General features: G+C 67.2%; 15 protein-coding genes and 1 tRNA gene. 9 read left to right on the plus strand and 7 right to left on the minus strand.

Annotated elements, in window-relative coordinates; translation table 11 throughout:
- Together LGY53_RS17505 and LGY53_RS17510 are read left to right on the plus strand one after the other, a co-directional pair.
- Positions 1-849: a hypothetical protein gene (locus tag LGY53_RS17505; protein ID WP_225727735.1), complete on the plus strand. Its 849-nt coding sequence runs from the start codon at positions 1-3 to the stop codon at positions 847-849.
- The gene (locus LGY53_RS17510) at positions 846-1,334 is read left to right on the plus strand and encodes a h domain protein (RefSeq protein ID WP_225727736.1); all 489 of its coding nucleotides are present in this window, start codon (positions 846-848) and stop codon (positions 1,332-1,334) included. Before LGY53_RS17505 ends, LGY53_RS17510 begins: the two co-directional genes overlap by 4 nt.
- On the opposite strand, the gene LGY53_RS17515 is transcribed toward LGY53_RS17510, so the two are convergent.
- The 4 genes from LGY53_RS17515 to LGY53_RS17530 form a co-directional block, all read right to left on the minus strand.
- The gene (locus LGY53_RS17515; RefSeq protein ID WP_225727737.1) at positions 1,242-2,795 is read right to left on the minus strand and encodes a cell wall metabolism sensor histidine kinase WalK; all 1,554 of its coding nucleotides are present in this window, start codon (positions 2,793-2,795) and stop codon (positions 1,242-1,244) included. The two genes, LGY53_RS17510 and LGY53_RS17515, sit on opposite strands and share 93 nt — an antisense overlap.
- Entirely contained in the window at positions 2,792-3,526 is a 735-nt protein-coding gene (locus LGY53_RS17520) for a response regulator transcription factor (protein ID WP_167471744.1), read from the minus strand. The genes LGY53_RS17515 and LGY53_RS17520 overlap by 4 nt, the downstream gene beginning before the upstream one ends.
- Before the next feature lie 69 nt (positions 3,527-3,595).
- The gene (locus LGY53_RS17525) at positions 3,596-5,146 is read right to left on the minus strand and encodes a trehalose-6-phosphate synthase (RefSeq protein ID WP_225727975.1); all 1,551 of its coding nucleotides are present in this window, start codon (positions 5,144-5,146) and stop codon (positions 3,596-3,598) included.
- A 164-nt stretch (positions 5,147-5,310) separates the two neighbouring features.
- A complete protein-coding gene (locus LGY53_RS17530) occupies positions 5,311-5,481 on the minus strand; it encodes a hypothetical protein (RefSeq protein ID WP_167471745.1) in 171 nt (56 codons plus the stop codon).
- 174 nt (positions 5,482-5,655) lie between these two features.
- Here LGY53_RS17530 and LGY53_RS17535 point away from each other — a divergent pair, with 174 nt between their 5' ends.
- The 3 genes from LGY53_RS17535 to LGY53_RS17545 all read left to right on the plus strand — a co-directional run bounded on the left by LGY53_RS17535 (position 5,656) and on the right by LGY53_RS17545 (position 7,051).
- Complete coding sequence (locus tag LGY53_RS17535; protein ID WP_225727738.1) at positions 5,656-6,489, plus strand: alpha/beta fold hydrolase; 834 nt, start codon at positions 5,656-5,658, stop codon at positions 6,487-6,489.
- Positions 6,490-6,636: 147 nt separating this feature from the next.
- A complete protein-coding gene (locus LGY53_RS17540; protein WP_011207082.1) occupies positions 6,637-6,879 on the plus strand; it encodes an MbtH family protein in 243 nt (80 codons plus the stop codon).
- A gap of 100 nt (positions 6,880-6,979) precedes the next feature.
- Positions 6,980-7,051: transfer RNA gene (locus LGY53_RS17545), tRNA-Thr, on the plus strand.
- Between the two features lie 51 nt (positions 7,052-7,102).
- Here LGY53_RS17545 and LGY53_RS17550 read toward each other — a convergent pair.
- The gene (locus tag LGY53_RS17550; protein ID WP_225727739.1) at positions 7,103-7,528 is read right to left on the minus strand and encodes an HIT family protein; all 426 of its coding nucleotides are present in this window, start codon (positions 7,526-7,528) and stop codon (positions 7,103-7,105) included.
- A gap of 31 nt (positions 7,529-7,559) precedes the next feature.
- Entirely contained in the window at positions 7,560-7,937 is a 378-nt protein-coding gene (locus LGY53_RS17555) for a PH domain-containing protein (protein ID WP_225727740.1), read from the minus strand.
- Between the two features lie 183 nt (positions 7,938-8,120).
- Here LGY53_RS17555 and purD point away from each other — a divergent pair, with 183 nt between their 5' ends.
- Positions 8,121-9,392, plus strand: coding sequence for a phosphoribosylamine--glycine ligase (purD, locus tag LGY53_RS17560; RefSeq protein ID WP_225727741.1), 1,272 nt, complete (start codon positions 8,121-8,123; stop codon positions 9,390-9,392).
- Between the two features lie 143 nt (positions 9,393-9,535).
- Here purD and LGY53_RS17565 read toward each other — a convergent pair whose 3' ends face one another.
- Positions 9,536-10,483, minus strand: coding sequence for a M23 family metallopeptidase (locus LGY53_RS17565; protein ID WP_225727742.1), 948 nt, complete (start codon positions 10,481-10,483; stop codon positions 9,536-9,538).
- Between the two features lie 413 nt (positions 10,484-10,896).
- On the opposite strand from LGY53_RS17565, the gene LGY53_RS17570 reads away from it, so the two are divergent.
- The 3 genes from LGY53_RS17570 (at position 10,897) to purB (ending at position 14,289) form a co-directional block, all read left to right on the plus strand.
- Entirely contained in the window at positions 10,897-12,021 is a 1,125-nt protein-coding gene (locus LGY53_RS17570) for a pyridoxal phosphate-dependent aminotransferase (protein ID WP_255664324.1), read from the plus strand.
- A gap of 129 nt (positions 12,022-12,150) precedes the next feature.
- Positions 12,151-12,861 (plus strand): TetR/AcrR family transcriptional regulator, encoded by a 711-nt coding sequence (locus LGY53_RS17575; protein WP_225727744.1) that lies wholly within the window; start codon positions 12,151-12,153, stop codon positions 12,859-12,861.
- A 6-nt stretch (positions 12,862-12,867) separates the two neighbouring features.
- Positions 12,868-14,289, plus strand: a complete 1,422-nt coding sequence (gene purB / locus LGY53_RS17580; RefSeq protein ID WP_225727745.1) for an adenylosuccinate lyase — start codon at positions 12,868-12,870, stop codon at positions 14,287-14,289.
- Positions 14,290-14,348: the final 59 nt, after the last annotated feature.

The following is a 14,348-nucleotide window of genomic DNA, read 5'->3' on the forward strand; positions in this document are numbered from 1 at the left end:
ATGACTGAAACTCAGCGGGTGCGGCGGCGTGCGGTGCGCTCGGCCGGGCCGCCGGCCGAGGAGACCACGGCGCAGGTGGTCATCGAGAAAGCCGGGGCCGCAACGACTGTCGCGGCGCACCCGGTGGATTCGGCGCGGACCGAGCAGCCGCGTGACGCCGCTGCACCCACCACCGATTCCCTGAAATCCGGCCAGGTCGACCTCGCGAAACCCGGCGCGATGGCGGATGCCGTCGAAAAGCCCGAAGATGCGAAGGATTCCGCGGATGCACAGGGCGCGACCCGGCGCTGGCGACCCTTCCGCCGCAAACCCGCCGTGCCGCTCGTCGCGGACGAAAAGCCCGAGGACGCCGCAACGGGTCGGTCGCGCGCCGCCCACGTCGCCGTACTCGCCGCTTGCGCGGTGCTCACCCTGCTGCTCGTCACCGGGGCGGGCGTATCCGTCTACTTCACCCGGACCGAGGCCAAGGACGAGGCCCGCCGCGCCGAATACACGCAGACCGCGCGCCAGGCGGTCATCAACCTGACCACCATCCACGCCGACTCCGCCAAACAGGATATCGATCGCATCCTGTCGGTGGCCTCCGGCGAGTTCCGATCCGAATTCGACAAGCGGGTCGACCCGTTCGCGAGCATCGTGCAGCAGGCCAAGGTGGTCTCCAACGGCGAGGTCGTCGAGGCCGCGATCGAATCCGAGGACGATGATTCGGCGCGGGTGCTGGTCGCGGCCAAACAGACGCTGACCAATGCCGGTGATCCCGGCCCGCAGACCAGGAACTACCGGTTCCGGGTCACCGTGACCCGCACCGACGCCGGGTTGAAGGCATCGAAGGTGGAGTTCGTGGCATGACCGGTTTGCGCGGCAGGATTCTGCTCATCACCATGGCGGTCGTCGCGGCCGCCGCACTGGCCGTCGGCGGGTTCAACGGCTATCGGATCTGGAACAACCACCAAACCGAGCAGGCCCGCAAGGATGCGGTGGCCGCCGCGGGCCGCACGGTCGCGGCGATGTTCACCTACGACTACAAGACCGTCGACACGGAGTTACCGAAGGCCGCCGACAACCTTTCCGGCACTTTCCGTTCCGACTACACCAAGCTGATCCAGCAGGCGATCATCCCGGGCGCCAAGGAAAAACAGCTCGCCGTGCAGGCCACCACCCAGGCCGGTGGCGTCGTCTCGGCCGGGCGCGACCACGCCGTCGTGCTGCTGTTCCTGAATCAGGTGACCACCAGCAAGGATTCACCGCAGGGCACCACCACCGGCAGCCGCGTCCGCGTCACCCTCGACAAGCGGGACAGCCGCTGGCTGGTCGCCCAGGTCACGCCGGTCTGAGCCCGGGTTTCGCGGCAGTGCGACGACGAAGACCGTGCCCTTACCCAATTCGCTGTACGCGGTGACGCTGCCGCCGTGCGCGTTCACCAACGCCTGCACGATCGAAAGGCCGAGTCCCGTACCGCCGCTCGCGCGGGTGCGGGAGGTGTCGGTGCGATAGAACCGTTCGAAGACGCGCTCGGCCTCGTCGGCGGGCAGGCCGGGCCCGGTGTCGGCGACCTCGAGCAGCACCTGCTCGGCGTGCGGGGTGAGGCGGACGGTGACCGACGCGTCCGGCGGGGTGTGCGTGAGGGCGTTGGTGAGTAGGTTCACCAACACCTGACGCAGCCGGGCCTCGTCGCCGAGCACCTCCAAAGTGCCTTCGCCGGAACTTATTTCGAGTTCGATCCGGCGCTTGGGCGAGCCGTTGGCCGAGGCCGCGGCGACGGCGCGGGCATTGTGCACCTCGTCGCTGGCCAGCGAGAGCAGATCCACCGGGCCCAATTCCAGCGGGCGCTGCGCATCCATCCGGGCCAGCATTAGTAGATCCTCCACGAGCAGGCCCATCCTGCGTGCCTCGCGCTCGATGCGGTCCATGAACGTCGCCGGATCCTTCGCCGCCCCTTGCCGATACAGCTCGGCGAAGCCGCGGATCGTGGTCAGCGGGGTGCGCAGCTCATGGCTGGCGTCGGCGACGAAGCGGCGCATCTTCGCCTCGGATCGGCGGGCCGCCGTCTCCGACGCCTCGGTGGCGGCGAACGCCTGCTGAATCTGGGCGAGCATGCTGTTGAGCGATTGGGACAGCAGATCGACCTCGGTATTGTTGCCGCGCACCGGAACTCGGCGATGCAGATCGCCCGCGGCGATCGCGGCCGCGGTCTGCTCCACCTGACGCAGCGGACGCAGACTGCGGCGGATCACGAAGTAGGCGATCACCGCGAGCAGCAGCAGCACCAGCGCGCCGACCATCAGCTCGAGCTGGATCAGGTTGGCGACCGTCTCCTTGTTCTTGGTGAGCGGCAGCGCGACGGTCACCGTGCCGTCCGGCGTCGTGGCATCCATCGCCCGCCATTTGATCGACGATCCGTCGACCGAGCCGACCGTTATCGGATGTCCGACCGGATGATCCGGAAGATTGGGCCGCGCAGGGACACTGAACGCTTCCACATTGCCGATTCGACCGTCGGCCGAGACATAACGGACGTAGAACTGGCTCGACGAGCGGTGCTGCTGCTCGCCGGGGGGCGGGGGCGTCAGCAACATCCGGTGCCGGGCACCCCACTCCCGCAGTCCCTCCCGCAGATCCTGATCGGTGCGATATTGCAGTGAGCGGTACAGCTCCGAGGTGACCACCCCGCCCGAGATCAACAGTCCGAGCCCCGCGGTGAACACCAGGGCGATCACCAGGGTGATGCGCAGCGGAATCGCGGACAGCGCCTCGGATATCGACCGCCGGGCCGCCGCGACCCGCACCGCGATCATTTCCCGGCCGACCGGCGATTCGGCGCCCGCATCACGTAACCGACGCCGCGCAGCGTGTGAATCAGCCGCTCCTCGCCGGTATCGACCTTTTTGCGCAGATAGGAGACGTAGGTTTCGACAACACCGACCTCGCCGCCGAAGTCGTAGCGCCACACGTGATCCAGGATGCGCGGTTTGCTCAGCACCGTGCCCGCGTTCACCATGAAGTACCGCAGCAGGGTGAATTCGGTGGGCGACAACGGAACCGGCTCGCCCGCCTTCCACACCTCGTGGGTGTCGTCGTCCAGTTCGATGTCCTCGAACCGGATCCGTGAGGTCTCCTTGGCCGGCGCGGTATGTCCCGCGCGCCTTAGGACCACGCGTAACCGCGCGACCACCTCCTCGAGGCTGAACGGCTTGGTGATGTAGTCGTCCGCGCCGAGGGTCAGGCCCGCGACCTTGTCCTGCACCTCGTCCCGTGCGGTCAGGAAGAGTACGGGCGCCTCGATGCCGTCCGCGCGCAGCCTGCGCAGCAGTCCGAAACCGTCCATACCGGGCATCATCACGTCGACGATCAGTGCCTGCGGGCGGAAGCTGCGCGCCTTGTCCAGCGCCTGCGCGCCGTCGGCCGCCGTTTCCACCTCGAAGCCCTGATAGCGCAGGCTCACCGCGAGGAGTTCGACGATCATCGGTTCATCGTCGACGACCAGTACCCGAGCCTCGGGGCCCTGATCCGATGGCGCACCATTCATGCGTTCAATCGTGCGCTATGGGACTGGGAGCCCGCTGGACCTTCCCTGGGTGATTCCTGTGAAGGACCTTTACGCGGGGTAGACGTCGTCGTCGGTGAGCAGGGCGCTGCCCGCGACCTGGTCCTGGGCCAGGGCGTCCAGGAAGGCGCGGGCCCAGCGGTCGACATCGTGGGCGAGGACCTGGCGGCGCAGTGCCCGCATGCGGCGGCGCTTGGTGTCGCGATCGTCCTCGATGGCCGAGGAGATGGCGTCCTTGACGCTTTCCAGATCGTGCGGGTTGCACAGGTATGCCTGGCGCAATTCGGCTGCGGCACCGGTGAATTCGCTCAACACCAGGGCGCCGTTCAGGCCGCTGTGGCAGGCGACGTACTCCTTGGCCACCAGGTTCATGCCGTCGCGCAGCGGCGTCACCAGCATGACGTCGGCGGCGACGAAGAAGGCGATGAGCTCGTCGCGGGGGATGGGCCGGTGCAGATAGTGCACGACCGGATAGCCGACCCGGGAGAACTCACCGTTGATCCGGCCGACCTGCCGTTCGATATCGCCGCGCATCTGGATATAGCTCTCGACGCGTTCCCGGCTCGGTGTCGCCAGCTGCACCATCACCGTCTCCGACGGATCGACCCGCCGCTCGATCAGCAGTTCCTCCAGCGCGGCCAACCGGATATCGATGCCCTTGGTGTAGTCGAGGCGGTCGACACCGAGCAGGATGGTCTTCGGATTACCAAGCTCCGCACGGATTTTCGCGGCGCGCTCGCGCACCGAACGCCGCCGGGAATGCTCGTCCAGTTCGGCCGATGCGATCGAGATGGGGAACGCGCCCACCCGCACCGTGCGGAAACCGACCTGCACGACGCCCAGTTTGGACCGCACCCCGATGGTGCCGCGCGATGTCGGCTGCCCGGCCAGCCTGCGGGCCAGGTAGAGGAAGTTCTGTGCGCCGCCGGGCAGATGGAAGCCGATGAGATCGGCGCCGAGCAGGCCCTCGACGATCTCGGTGCGCCACGGCATCTGCATGAACAGCTCGACCGGCGGGAACGGGATGTGCAGGAAGAAGCCGATGGTCAGATCGGGCCGCAGCATCCGCAGCATCTTCGGCACCAGCTGCAGCTGATAGTCCTGCACCCAGACGGTGGCGCCCTCGGCCGCCACCTTCGCGGTGGCCTCGGCGAAGCGCCGGTTCACCGTGACGTAGGCGGTCCACCAGGAACGTTCGTAGATCGGACGGACGATCACATCGTGGTAGAGCGGCCACAGCGTGCCGTTGGAGAAACCCTCGTAGTAGTCGGCGACCTCGTCGGCGGACAGCGGGACCGGATGCAGCTCCAAGCCGTCCTCGATGATCGGATCCACATCGACGTCCGGGACGCCCGCCCAGCCGACCCAGGCGCCCTTGTTGCTGCGCAGCACCGGCTCCAGCGCGGTGACCAGGCCGCCGGGGCTGCGCTTCCAACGGGTGGTGCCGTCGGGCAGGCGCTCCAGGTCGACGGGTAGGCGATTCGCCACGACGACGAAACCCGAACCGGCGCCGCTACTTTCGACGGTTCGGGATAGTTCGCCCTGATCGGTCTGCGGTTCGGACAGGGTCTGCTCGGAATCTTTCGACGGCTGCTCGGTCATCTGGTCCACTCACGCATCCTTTGCGCGTCGGTTGGTTCCGGCTGTATTCGATTGGCGGCATTCCCGGACGCTTCGCGTGCACACCGCCCGCGGGCCCACCCCTCATGCCGCGTATTCGATTGGTGCCGACGGCGCCGTTGCCTTCGACCGGGGAGGCGGCGGGGCTATTCGACCCGCGAGTTGGGTCCGATGCCGAGCATCGACAGCAGCATCCGGCATTCGTCGGCGTCTTCGGCGTAGGCCGCGACGACGCGCTGCGCCTGGCGTGCGGTTTCGTCGGCCAGCGGTTCCAGATCGTCGTCCGCGATGTCGTTCGCGCTGCTCTTCGCGGCCATCTCGTGTCCTCCCGGTTAATACGCTCGTGCGTGCGAATAGTCAATGGTATCTGGCGTGCGACTGGGTGTGCCGCACCCACTTCCCGGTTACCCATCGGCGCAAGGGCGCGATGCGTCTCCTCGGCCGCCCCTATACCGTGGTGCCAGATTCAACTCCACGAAAGGGTCGAAAGTATGCCGCTGGCCACGGTGAACGGAATCGCACTCAACTACCAGGTCAAAGGTGACCGGGCGAAGGGCACCGATGTCAAGGGCGGCGGCCCGCTTGTGGTCATGATCATGGGGACCGGCAGCCCCGGCCGGGTCTGGGATCTGCACCAGGTGCCCGCCCTGGTCGCCGCTGGTTACCGGGTTTGCACCTTCGACAACCGCGGCATCGCACCGTCCTATGAGGCGCCCGACGGCATGACCGTCGACGATTTGGCGGCCGACACCGCGGCGCTCATCGAAATGCTCGGCGAGGGTCCGGCGCTGGTGGTCGGCCAATCGATGGGTTCGCGGGTGGCGCAGGAGCTGGCGCTGGCCCGGCCCGATCTGGTGCGCAAGGCCGTGTTCATGGCCGGGCACGGCAGGCTCGACCAGTTCCAGCAGGTGCTCTCGCTCGGCGAACACGACCTCGACGCCAGCGGCATCAAGTTGCCGCCCAAGTACGAGGCCGCCGTCACCGCGGTGATGAACCTCTCGCCCGCGACCATGGCCGATTCGAATGCCGCCCGCGACTGGCTCGACCTGTTCGAATTCACCGGCGGACCGGTCACCCCCGGCATCCGCGCCCAGCGCAGGATGGATCACGACTTCAACCGGTTGCAGGCCTACCGCGGCATCAAGGTGCCATGTCTGGCAATAGGTTTCGCCGACGACCGGATGATCCCCCCTTATCTGTCCAGGGAGGTTGCCGAGGTCATTCCCGGCGCGCGTTACCTGGAGGTTCCCGATGCTGGGCACTTCGGCTACCTGGAGCGTCCGGACGCGGTAAACAAGATCTTGCTGGACTTTTTCGCCGAATGACACCACCGCACGTCCGAGGTAACCGCCCATCGGTAACACCGGTCTTGCTAGTGTCGAAACACCGCTCGGGGGTTCAGTCGATCCGCAACAGCGCCGGTCTGAATCCAGAGCATCCCGTACACAGCGCCAGTATCCAGTGAGGTGAAATTGAGCACCAACCCGTTCGATGACGAAGACGGCCGTTTCTTTGTCCTGGTGAACGACGAGGAGCAGCATTCGCTGTGGCCGGCCTTCGCGGAGGTTCCGGCCGGATGGCGAGTCGTATTCGGTGAGGACAGCCGCGCGGCATGTGTCGAATACGTCGAGAAGAACTGGACCGATATGCGGCCGAAGAGCCTGCGTGACGCGATGGCCGCCGACGACGCGGCCCGGCAGGGCGCCCAGTCCTGACCCGCGGTAGCCGATACTGCGCAGGGACCACCGATCGCGTGACACCGAAACCCGGTGTCACGCGATCAGCATGCCCGGTTATGATGGCAACCGCTTTCCCGCCTCCTTAGCTCAGTGGTAGAGCACCGCTCTTGTAAAGCGAAGGTCGTCAGTTCAATCCTGACAGGGGGCTCAGACAGCACGAGCGCGCCGAAGTTGGCGCGCTCGTTGCGTTTTCGGGTGGTCAGTCCGGGACGTTGCGGCCGTGGCCGAGGTCGCGCAGGGCCTGCTTGATCTTGGCCTGTGCCTCGTCCAACGATTCCGGGCTCGGGCTCTGATCCGCGCCCGAGATATCGAAATCGCCCATGCTGTATGCCGGGAAGACGTGCAGGTGCAGGTGTGGCACCTCGAGTCCGGCGATCAGCAGTCCGGCCCGCGGGGCATCCCACGCCTTGCGCACCGCCTGGCCGATGGTCTGGGCGACGCCGGTCAACCGCGCGAAGGTATTGGCGTCGACGTCCTGCCACTGATCGATTTCCTTGCGCGGCACCACGAGCGTGTGCCCCTGCGTCACCGGTGCGATGGTCAGGAAGGCGACGAATTCGTCGTCCTCCCAGACGAATCGACCTGGAAGCTGACCGGCGATGATCGCGCTGAAGACAGAAGCCATGCCCGCAGGCTACCCGCCGCCCGCCGCGGTCTCAGCCCGCGACGAAGTGCGACAACAGCCCTTGCACCTCATAGATGTCCACCTGACGGTTGAACCGCTTCTGCACCGGTTCCGGCGAACCCGAAATCCAGATGGCCAGTTCCGCGTCCAGGTCGAAGGTGCCTGCGGTCTCCACCGAGAAGTGGGTGATGGCCCGGTACGGAATGCTGTGATAGCTCATGCGCCGTCCGGTCATGCCCTGTTTGTCGATGAGGATCAGCCGCCGATCGGTGAACAGGATGGCGTCGCGGACCAGCAGGTACGCGGCCCGCACCTGCTCGCCCTCGCCGAGCAGCCGGGTGTACTCCTGCTGTGCCTTGGCGGAATCGATCCGCCCGGCATTGCCCATCAGTCCGTCGATCAGACCCATCGTCCGCGCACCCTCCACCGGTCGAGCCAGCATGAAATGTGGGGGCTCGGCCCCCACATCCGTTGTCCAACAACCCATCATCCTCTTCCGGCGCGAACGACCGGCGAAACATGGCGACCGTCCCGTCATCCCCGAGGGGTACACCGCGTGTACGCCGCGCACCCAGCACCTAAGCTGTTGGCCGTGCGCGTACTCGTCATCGGTTCCGGAGCCCGTGAACATGCCCTTGTCCTGGCGCTGCGCCGGGATCCGGCGGTGGCCGCGCTCTTCGCCGCACCGGGCAACGCCGGAATCGCGCAGCACGCGCAGACCAAGCCGGTCGACCCGTGCTCGGCGGAGGCGGTGGTCGCGCTGGCCACCGAACTCGAAGCGGATCTGGTGGTGATCGGGCCCGAGGTGCCGCTGGTGCTCGGCGTCGCCGACGCGGTGCGGGCGGCCGGGATCGCATGCTTCGGCCCGTCGGCCGCGGCCGCCCGGATCGAGGGTTCGAAGGCGTTCGCCAAGGATGTGATGGCGGCGGCGGGCGTGCGCACCGCGCACAGCGAGGTCGTGGACAATCCGGCCGAACTCGATGCGGCGCTCGACCGTTTCGGACCCACCTGGGTGGTGAAGGACGACGGGCTCGCCGCCGGTAAGGGTGTCGTGGTCACCGCGGACCGGCATGCGGCCCGCGACCACGCCGCCGAACTGCTGGAGCAGGGGCATCCGGTGCTGCTGGAATCGTTCCTGGACGGGCCGGAGGTCTCGCTGTTCTGCCTCGTCGACGGGGAGACCGTGGTCGCGCTGCTGCCCGCGCAGGACCACAAGCGGGTCGGCGACGGCGATACCGGACCCAATACGGGCGGTATGGGCGCGTACACCCCACTGCCGTGGCTGCCCGCTGAAACGGTTACCGCGATCGTCGAGGATGTGGTGAAACCCGTTGCCGCCGAAATGGTTCGGCGGGGTTGTCCGTTCTCCGGACTGCTCTACGCCGGTCTCGCGATCGGCCAGGCCGGGCCCGCGGTCGTCGAATTCAATTGCCGCTTCGGCGATCCCGAGACGCAGGCGGTGCTCGCGCTGCTCGACAGCCCGCTCGGTGAACTGCTGTACGCAACGGCCACCGGAACTTTGGCCGAAGTCGCCGCACCGGAGTGGAAGGACGGATCGGCGATCACCGTTGTGCTTGCCGCGGAGAACTATCCGGGGCGGCCGCGAATCGGCGATGTGATCACCGGGGCGGGCGACGGCGCCTTCGACGGCGCGACGGCGGTACTGTACGCCGGAACCACGCTGCGCGAGGACGGTGCGCTGCTCTCCGCGGGCGGTCGGGTGCTGAACGTCGTCGGAATCGGCGGTGATCTGGCCGAGGCACGGGCCAACGCCTACGAGCGGATCGGCGCGATCAAGCTGCCCGGCAGCCACTACCGCACCGATATCGGCCTGGCCGCCGTCGAGGACCGCATCAGCGTCTGAAATCATTGCGTAACAACTGATTTCGTAATTACATGGGTAACTCATCGGGAACGGGCTAACTTACCGATATCCGTACCGCCAGCCGCCAACGTAAATCTCGCGGCACACGAGTCCGGCCTGAATATCCGGAGAGGCGGAACAGCTCAGCCGAACGACAATCCGTGCAGCGCCAGCCACTGCGCCGGGTCGACGTGCTGGCCGTTGACGATCACCTCGAAATGCAGGTGCGGGCCGGTGGAATCGCCGCGGTTACCCATGCGCGCGATCTGCATACCCGCCGGAACCCGTTCACCGACCGAGACGAAGAAGTCGTACATATGTCCGTAGACGGTGATGGTGCCGTCGTCGTGCCGGATCCGCACCCACAGCCCGAAACCCTCGGCGGGGCCCGCATCGATGACGGTGCCGTTCGCGACCGCGTAGATCGGGGTGCCGATGGCGTTGGCGATATCGATGCCGTTGTGGAAAGTGCCCCAGCGCGAACCGAATCCGGAAGTGAAGGTGCCGCGGGTGGGCAGCACGTAGCCGGTGATGCCGGGCAGTGTCGCGCCGGCGGCGGGCGCCGCGCCACCGGACATCCACGGCTGATATTCGCCCGCCGCCGCGGCCGCCGCCTCGGCCTTGGCTCGCTCGAGGGTGGCCCGCGCGGCCGCCGCGACGACCTCCTGTTCGCGCAGCCGTTCACCGTTGGCGATGGCGTTCAGATACCGGCGCACGGAGGGCTGGTCGGCCTGCACCTGTAGTGGGTAGGCGACCGGAATTCGTTGTGCCTCACCGATTTCCGCGGGCCGGTCGATGACGAATCCGGTGAAGACGGAGTCGCCCGCCGCGAAGACGGCCGCGACCACCAGGGTGGCGATCAGCACGCGGTGTTCGCGCAGCAGTGCCAGGATCCGGTCGCGGTCCGGCCGTTTCCGCACCAGTGCCCGAATCTCCTCGGGCGTGAGCCTTTTTCGCGCCGATGCGCGAATCTCCTGATAACTGGGTAGTTTGCGGGCGTGTTCGGTGAGCTGTCTTCGGAGGTAGGAGCCGATGTAGGACTCCGGACGTTGTTGTTGTCGCCAATTCGCTTGTAGGACAGTGGTTCCCACGAACCTGGCGGTACGTTCGGCGCTCGGCTCGTCGGCTGAGTCGGTGTCGTCGAGCGGGGACTTCGTGCCATTGCCGTTAGAGGCGGTGTTACCGGTGCTGTTGGCAGTCCCGTCGCTCGGGTGCGAACCGGCGTTCGATGCGCTGTCGTTCTGCTGGGTCTCAGCGGTTCCGTTTTCCATATTCCGCGACCCATGACCGTTTCCATCGGCGGAATCGGCCGATCGCGGCTCGGGTGCGGACGCGTCGACAACGTCGGCGCCGGCGGACCCGGCGCCGAGACGCTGGGCGACCGCTCGGCGAGCCTTGTCAAGCATTGTGCCGACCATAACCCCGACCGCACGGGAGCGCGTGCTCTACCGTCTGTCGGGTGTCAAGAGAATCTCGCCGGTCGACCATTCCACCTTTCTACGTGATGGATGTCTGGAAAGCCGCAGCGGAACGCGCCCGCACACACGGCGATGTGCTGGTGCTCGCGGCGGGCCAGCCGTCGACGCCGGCCCCCGCGCCGGTGCTGCGTGCGACGAAACAGGCCATCGAGTCCGAATTGCTCGGCTACACAGAGACTTTCGGCATTCTGCCGCTGCGCGAGACCATCGCCCGCCACCACACCGAGACCTACGGCTACCCCGTCGACCCCGACGATGTCGTGGTGACAACGGGATCCTCCGGCGCGTTCTCGCTGATTTTCCTGGCCGCCTTCGACCCGGGCGACACCGTGGTGGTGGCTCGACCCGGCTATCCCGCCTACCGCAACACCTTGGCGGCGCTCGGCTGCCGCGTCGTCGAATTGGATTGCGGCGCGCAGACCCGATTCCAGCCGACGGTCGCCATGCTCGAACAGCTGCCCGAGCCGCCCGCCGGACTTGTGGTGGCCAGCCCGGCGAACCCGACCGGCACCATGATCACCCCCGCCGAACTGGCCGCGCTGGCCCGCTGGTGCGACGAACACGGCACGCTGCTGATCTCGGACGAGATCTATCACGGCATCACCTACGACGGTGCCGACGCCGATAATCGGACCTCCTCGGCGTGGGAGACCTCCCGCGAATCGGTGGTCATCGGTTCGGTCTCCAAATACTTTTCGATGACGGGCTGGCGGCTCGGCTGGATGCTCGCGCCCGCCGATCTGCGTCCGGCGCTGCAACGCCTGGCCTCGAATCTGACCGTCTGCCCGCCGGCCATCTCCCAGTACGCCGCCATGCACGCCTTCACACCGGAGGCGAAGGCGGAGTTGGACGGTCATGTGCGCCGCTATGCGGTGAATCGCGGGCTACTGCTGGACGGCCTGCCGGAACTCGGCATCACCGATCTCGCCCCGGCCGATGGCGCGTTCTACGCGTACGCCGATATCGGCCATCTGACCAGTGATTCCCGCAAGTGGTGCGCCGATGTACTCGACCACACCGGTGTCGCGCTCGCGCCCGGCCTCGACTTCGACACCGTCAACGGCCATCGCACGGTGCGCTTCTCGTTTGCCGGAGCCACCGCGGACATCGAGGCGGCGCTGATTCGGCTCCGGAAGTATCTCGGCGCCTGACTCCTACTGTCCGGCAACAAGTTTCCACAGTTCGGCACCGGAAAGGCGCGGATGCGGTAAAACAACGGTGGCTGCTTTTCCTCTCTGAATTCCCCTGGATGAACTGATGACGACTGGCACGATGGCACGGTGATCACCGCGACGACCCCGAAAGGCGAACGGCGTCGCCAGGCTCTGGTAGCTGCTGCCGCCGAGTTGCTACTCGAAGGCGGATTCGAGGCGGTGCGGCACCGGTCGGTCGCCACCCGCGCCGACCTGCCGCTGGCGTCCACGACGTACTACTTCGAATCGCTCGACGATCTGATCGCGCGCGCGGTCGAGTTCAGCGGCAATGCGGAGCTGGACGCGATGCGCCGCCGGGTCGGCGAGGTGAGTCATCGCCGCCGGGGCGCCGAGGCGACCGTCGATCTGGTGTTGGACCTGCTGGTCGGCACCGACGGGCACGACGAGGCGGGTCGCGGTCAGCTGATCGCGCGCTACGAGCGCTCGGTGGCCTCGGCCCGGCACCCCGAACTGCGCGAGGTCCAGCTACGACTACGGGCCCAGCTCGAAGAACTGCTCGGCGATGTGCTGCGGCGCTCGGACCGGGCGGTGCGCTCCGAACAGCTGCGCAGGCTGGTCGCGGTGGTGGACGGCGCGGTGGTCGCCGCGCTCAGCGAGATGGATCCGGATCCGCGGCGGACGGCCCGCGGTGCGCTGCTCGAGGTGATCGATATCGTCGCACCCCCGGTGCGGACGTCGGGGCCGGAGTCGGCGGCGCGGGTGAATATGGACGGTTCGGTCGCGGCGCATCAAATACAGACGCCCCAGCAAGCGGACCGGTTCCGGGCACTAGACTGACCGGACGTGACTATCGTCCCCAACGTCCTCGCCACTCGGTACGCCTCTCCGGAGCTGGTGCATCTGTGGTCGCCGGAGCACAAGATCGTACTCGAGCGCAAGCTGTGGCTGGAGGTGTTGCGGGCCCAGTCCGAACTCGGCGTCGAGGTGCCTGCCGGGGTACTCGCCGATTACGAGCGGGTGCTCGAGCAGGTCGATCTCGCATCGATCGCCGAACGTGAGCGGGTGACCAGGCACGACGTCAAGGCGCGGATCGAGGAGTTCAACGCGCTGGCCGGGCACGAGCACGTGCACAAGGGTATGACCAGCCGCGATCTCACCGAGAACGTCGAGCAGCTGCAGATCCGGCTCTCGCTGGAACACGTGCACGCGCACGGTGTCGCGATCGCCGCACGGCTGGCTGAGCGGGCCGCCGAATATCAGGCGCTGGTGATGGCGGGGCGTTCGCACAATGTCGCGGCGCAGGCCACCACGCTCGGCAAGCGGTTCGCCTCGGCCGCCGACGAACTGCTCATCGCGCTCACCCGGCTGCGCGAGCTGATCGACCGCTACCCGCTGCGCGGCATCAAGGGCCCGATGGGCACCGCGCAGGACATGCTCGACCTGCTCGGCGGCGATCCGGCCAAACTGACGAAGCTGGAACAGCAGGTGGCCCGCCACCTCGGCTTCGCGAACGTGCTCACCAGCGTCGGGCAGGTGTATCCGCGCTCGCTGGACCACGATGTGCTCTCCGCGCTGGTGCAGGTCGGCGCCGGACCGTCCTCGTTCGCGCACACCATCCGGCTGATGGCCGGACACGAGCTGGTCACCGAGGGTTTCCAGCCCGGCCAGGTCGGCAGCTCGGCCATGCCGCACAAGATGAACACCCGCTCCTGCGAGCGCGTCAACGGGCTGCAGGTCGTGCTGCGCGGTTACGCCTCGATGGCCGCGGAACTCGCTGGGGCGCAATGGAATGAGGGTGACGTCTTCTGTTCGGTGGTGCGCCGGGTCGCGCTGCCGGACGCCTTCTTCGCCATCGACGGCATGATGGAAACCTTCCTCACCGTACTCGCCGAATTCGGCGCCTACCCGGCGGTCGTCGCCCGGGAACTCGACCGCTACCTGCCGTTCCTGGCCACCACCCGGATTCTGATGGCGGCGGTGCGGGCCGGCGTCGGCCGGGAGACCGCGCACGAGGTCATCAAGGAGCACGCGGTCGCGGTCGCATTGGCGATGCGTGAACAGGGCAGGGAGCCGGACCTTTTGGATCGTCTCGCCGCCGATTCCCGCCTGCCCCTTGACCGTTCGGCCCTGGATGCGGCGCTCGCCGACAAGTCCGCGTTCATCGGCGCCGCGCAGGCGCAGGTCTCCGATGTGATCGGCCAGGTGCAGAAGCTGGTGGACCGGTACCCGGACGCCGCCCGCTACACTCCGTCGCCAATTCTGTAGTGGCCGTACCAGTTTCGCTGCGAATTCGCTCGCGGGTGTCATAGCCGGTCGGTATTGTC

The organism is Nocardia sp. JCM 34519.1 (genome assembly GCF_020361265.1).
In the GTDB taxonomy this organism is placed as follows: Bacteria; Actinomycetota; Actinomycetes; order Mycobacteriales; family Mycobacteriaceae; genus Nocardia; species Nocardia arthritidis_A.

Excerpts from the sequence above, each read along its gene's own strand:
- LGY53_RS17515 (WP_225727737.1), bottom strand. The coding sequence starts at position 2,795 with ATGATCGCGGTGCGGGTCGCGGCGGCCCGGCGGTCGATATCCGAGGCG.
- LGY53_RS17535 (WP_225727738.1), top strand. The coding sequence starts at position 5,656 with ATGCCGCTGGCCACGGTGAACGGAATCGCACTCAACTACCAGGTCAAA.
- LGY53_RS17570 (WP_255664324.1), top strand. The coding sequence starts at position 10,897 with ATGGATGTCTGGAAAGCCGCAGCGGAACGCGCCCGCACACACGGCGAT.
- LGY53_RS17510 (WP_225727736.1), top strand. The coding sequence starts at position 846 with ATGACCGGTTTGCGCGGCAGGATTCTGCTCATCACCATGGCGGTCGTC.
- LGY53_RS17520 (WP_167471744.1), bottom strand. The coding sequence starts at position 3,526 with ATGAATGGTGCGCCATCGGATCAGGGCCCCGAGGCTCGGGTACTGGTC.
- LGY53_RS17530 (WP_167471745.1), bottom strand. The coding sequence starts at position 5,481 with ATGGCCGCGAAGAGCAGCGCGAACGACATCGCGGACGACGATCTGGAA.
- LGY53_RS17550 (WP_225727739.1), bottom strand. The coding sequence starts at position 7,528 with ATGGCTTCTGTCTTCAGCGCGATCATCGCCGGTCAGCTTCCAGGTCGA.
- LGY53_RS17525 (WP_225727975.1), bottom strand. The coding sequence starts at position 5,146 with ATGACCGAGCAGCCGTCGAAAGATTCCGAGCAGACCCTGTCCGAACCG.
- LGY53_RS17555 (WP_225727740.1), bottom strand. The coding sequence starts at position 7,937 with ATGGGTCTGATCGACGGACTGATGGGCAATGCCGGGCGGATCGATTCC.
- LGY53_RS17505 (WP_225727735.1), top strand. The coding sequence starts at position 1 with ATGACTGAAACTCAGCGGGTGCGGCGGCGTGCGGTGCGCTCGGCCGGG.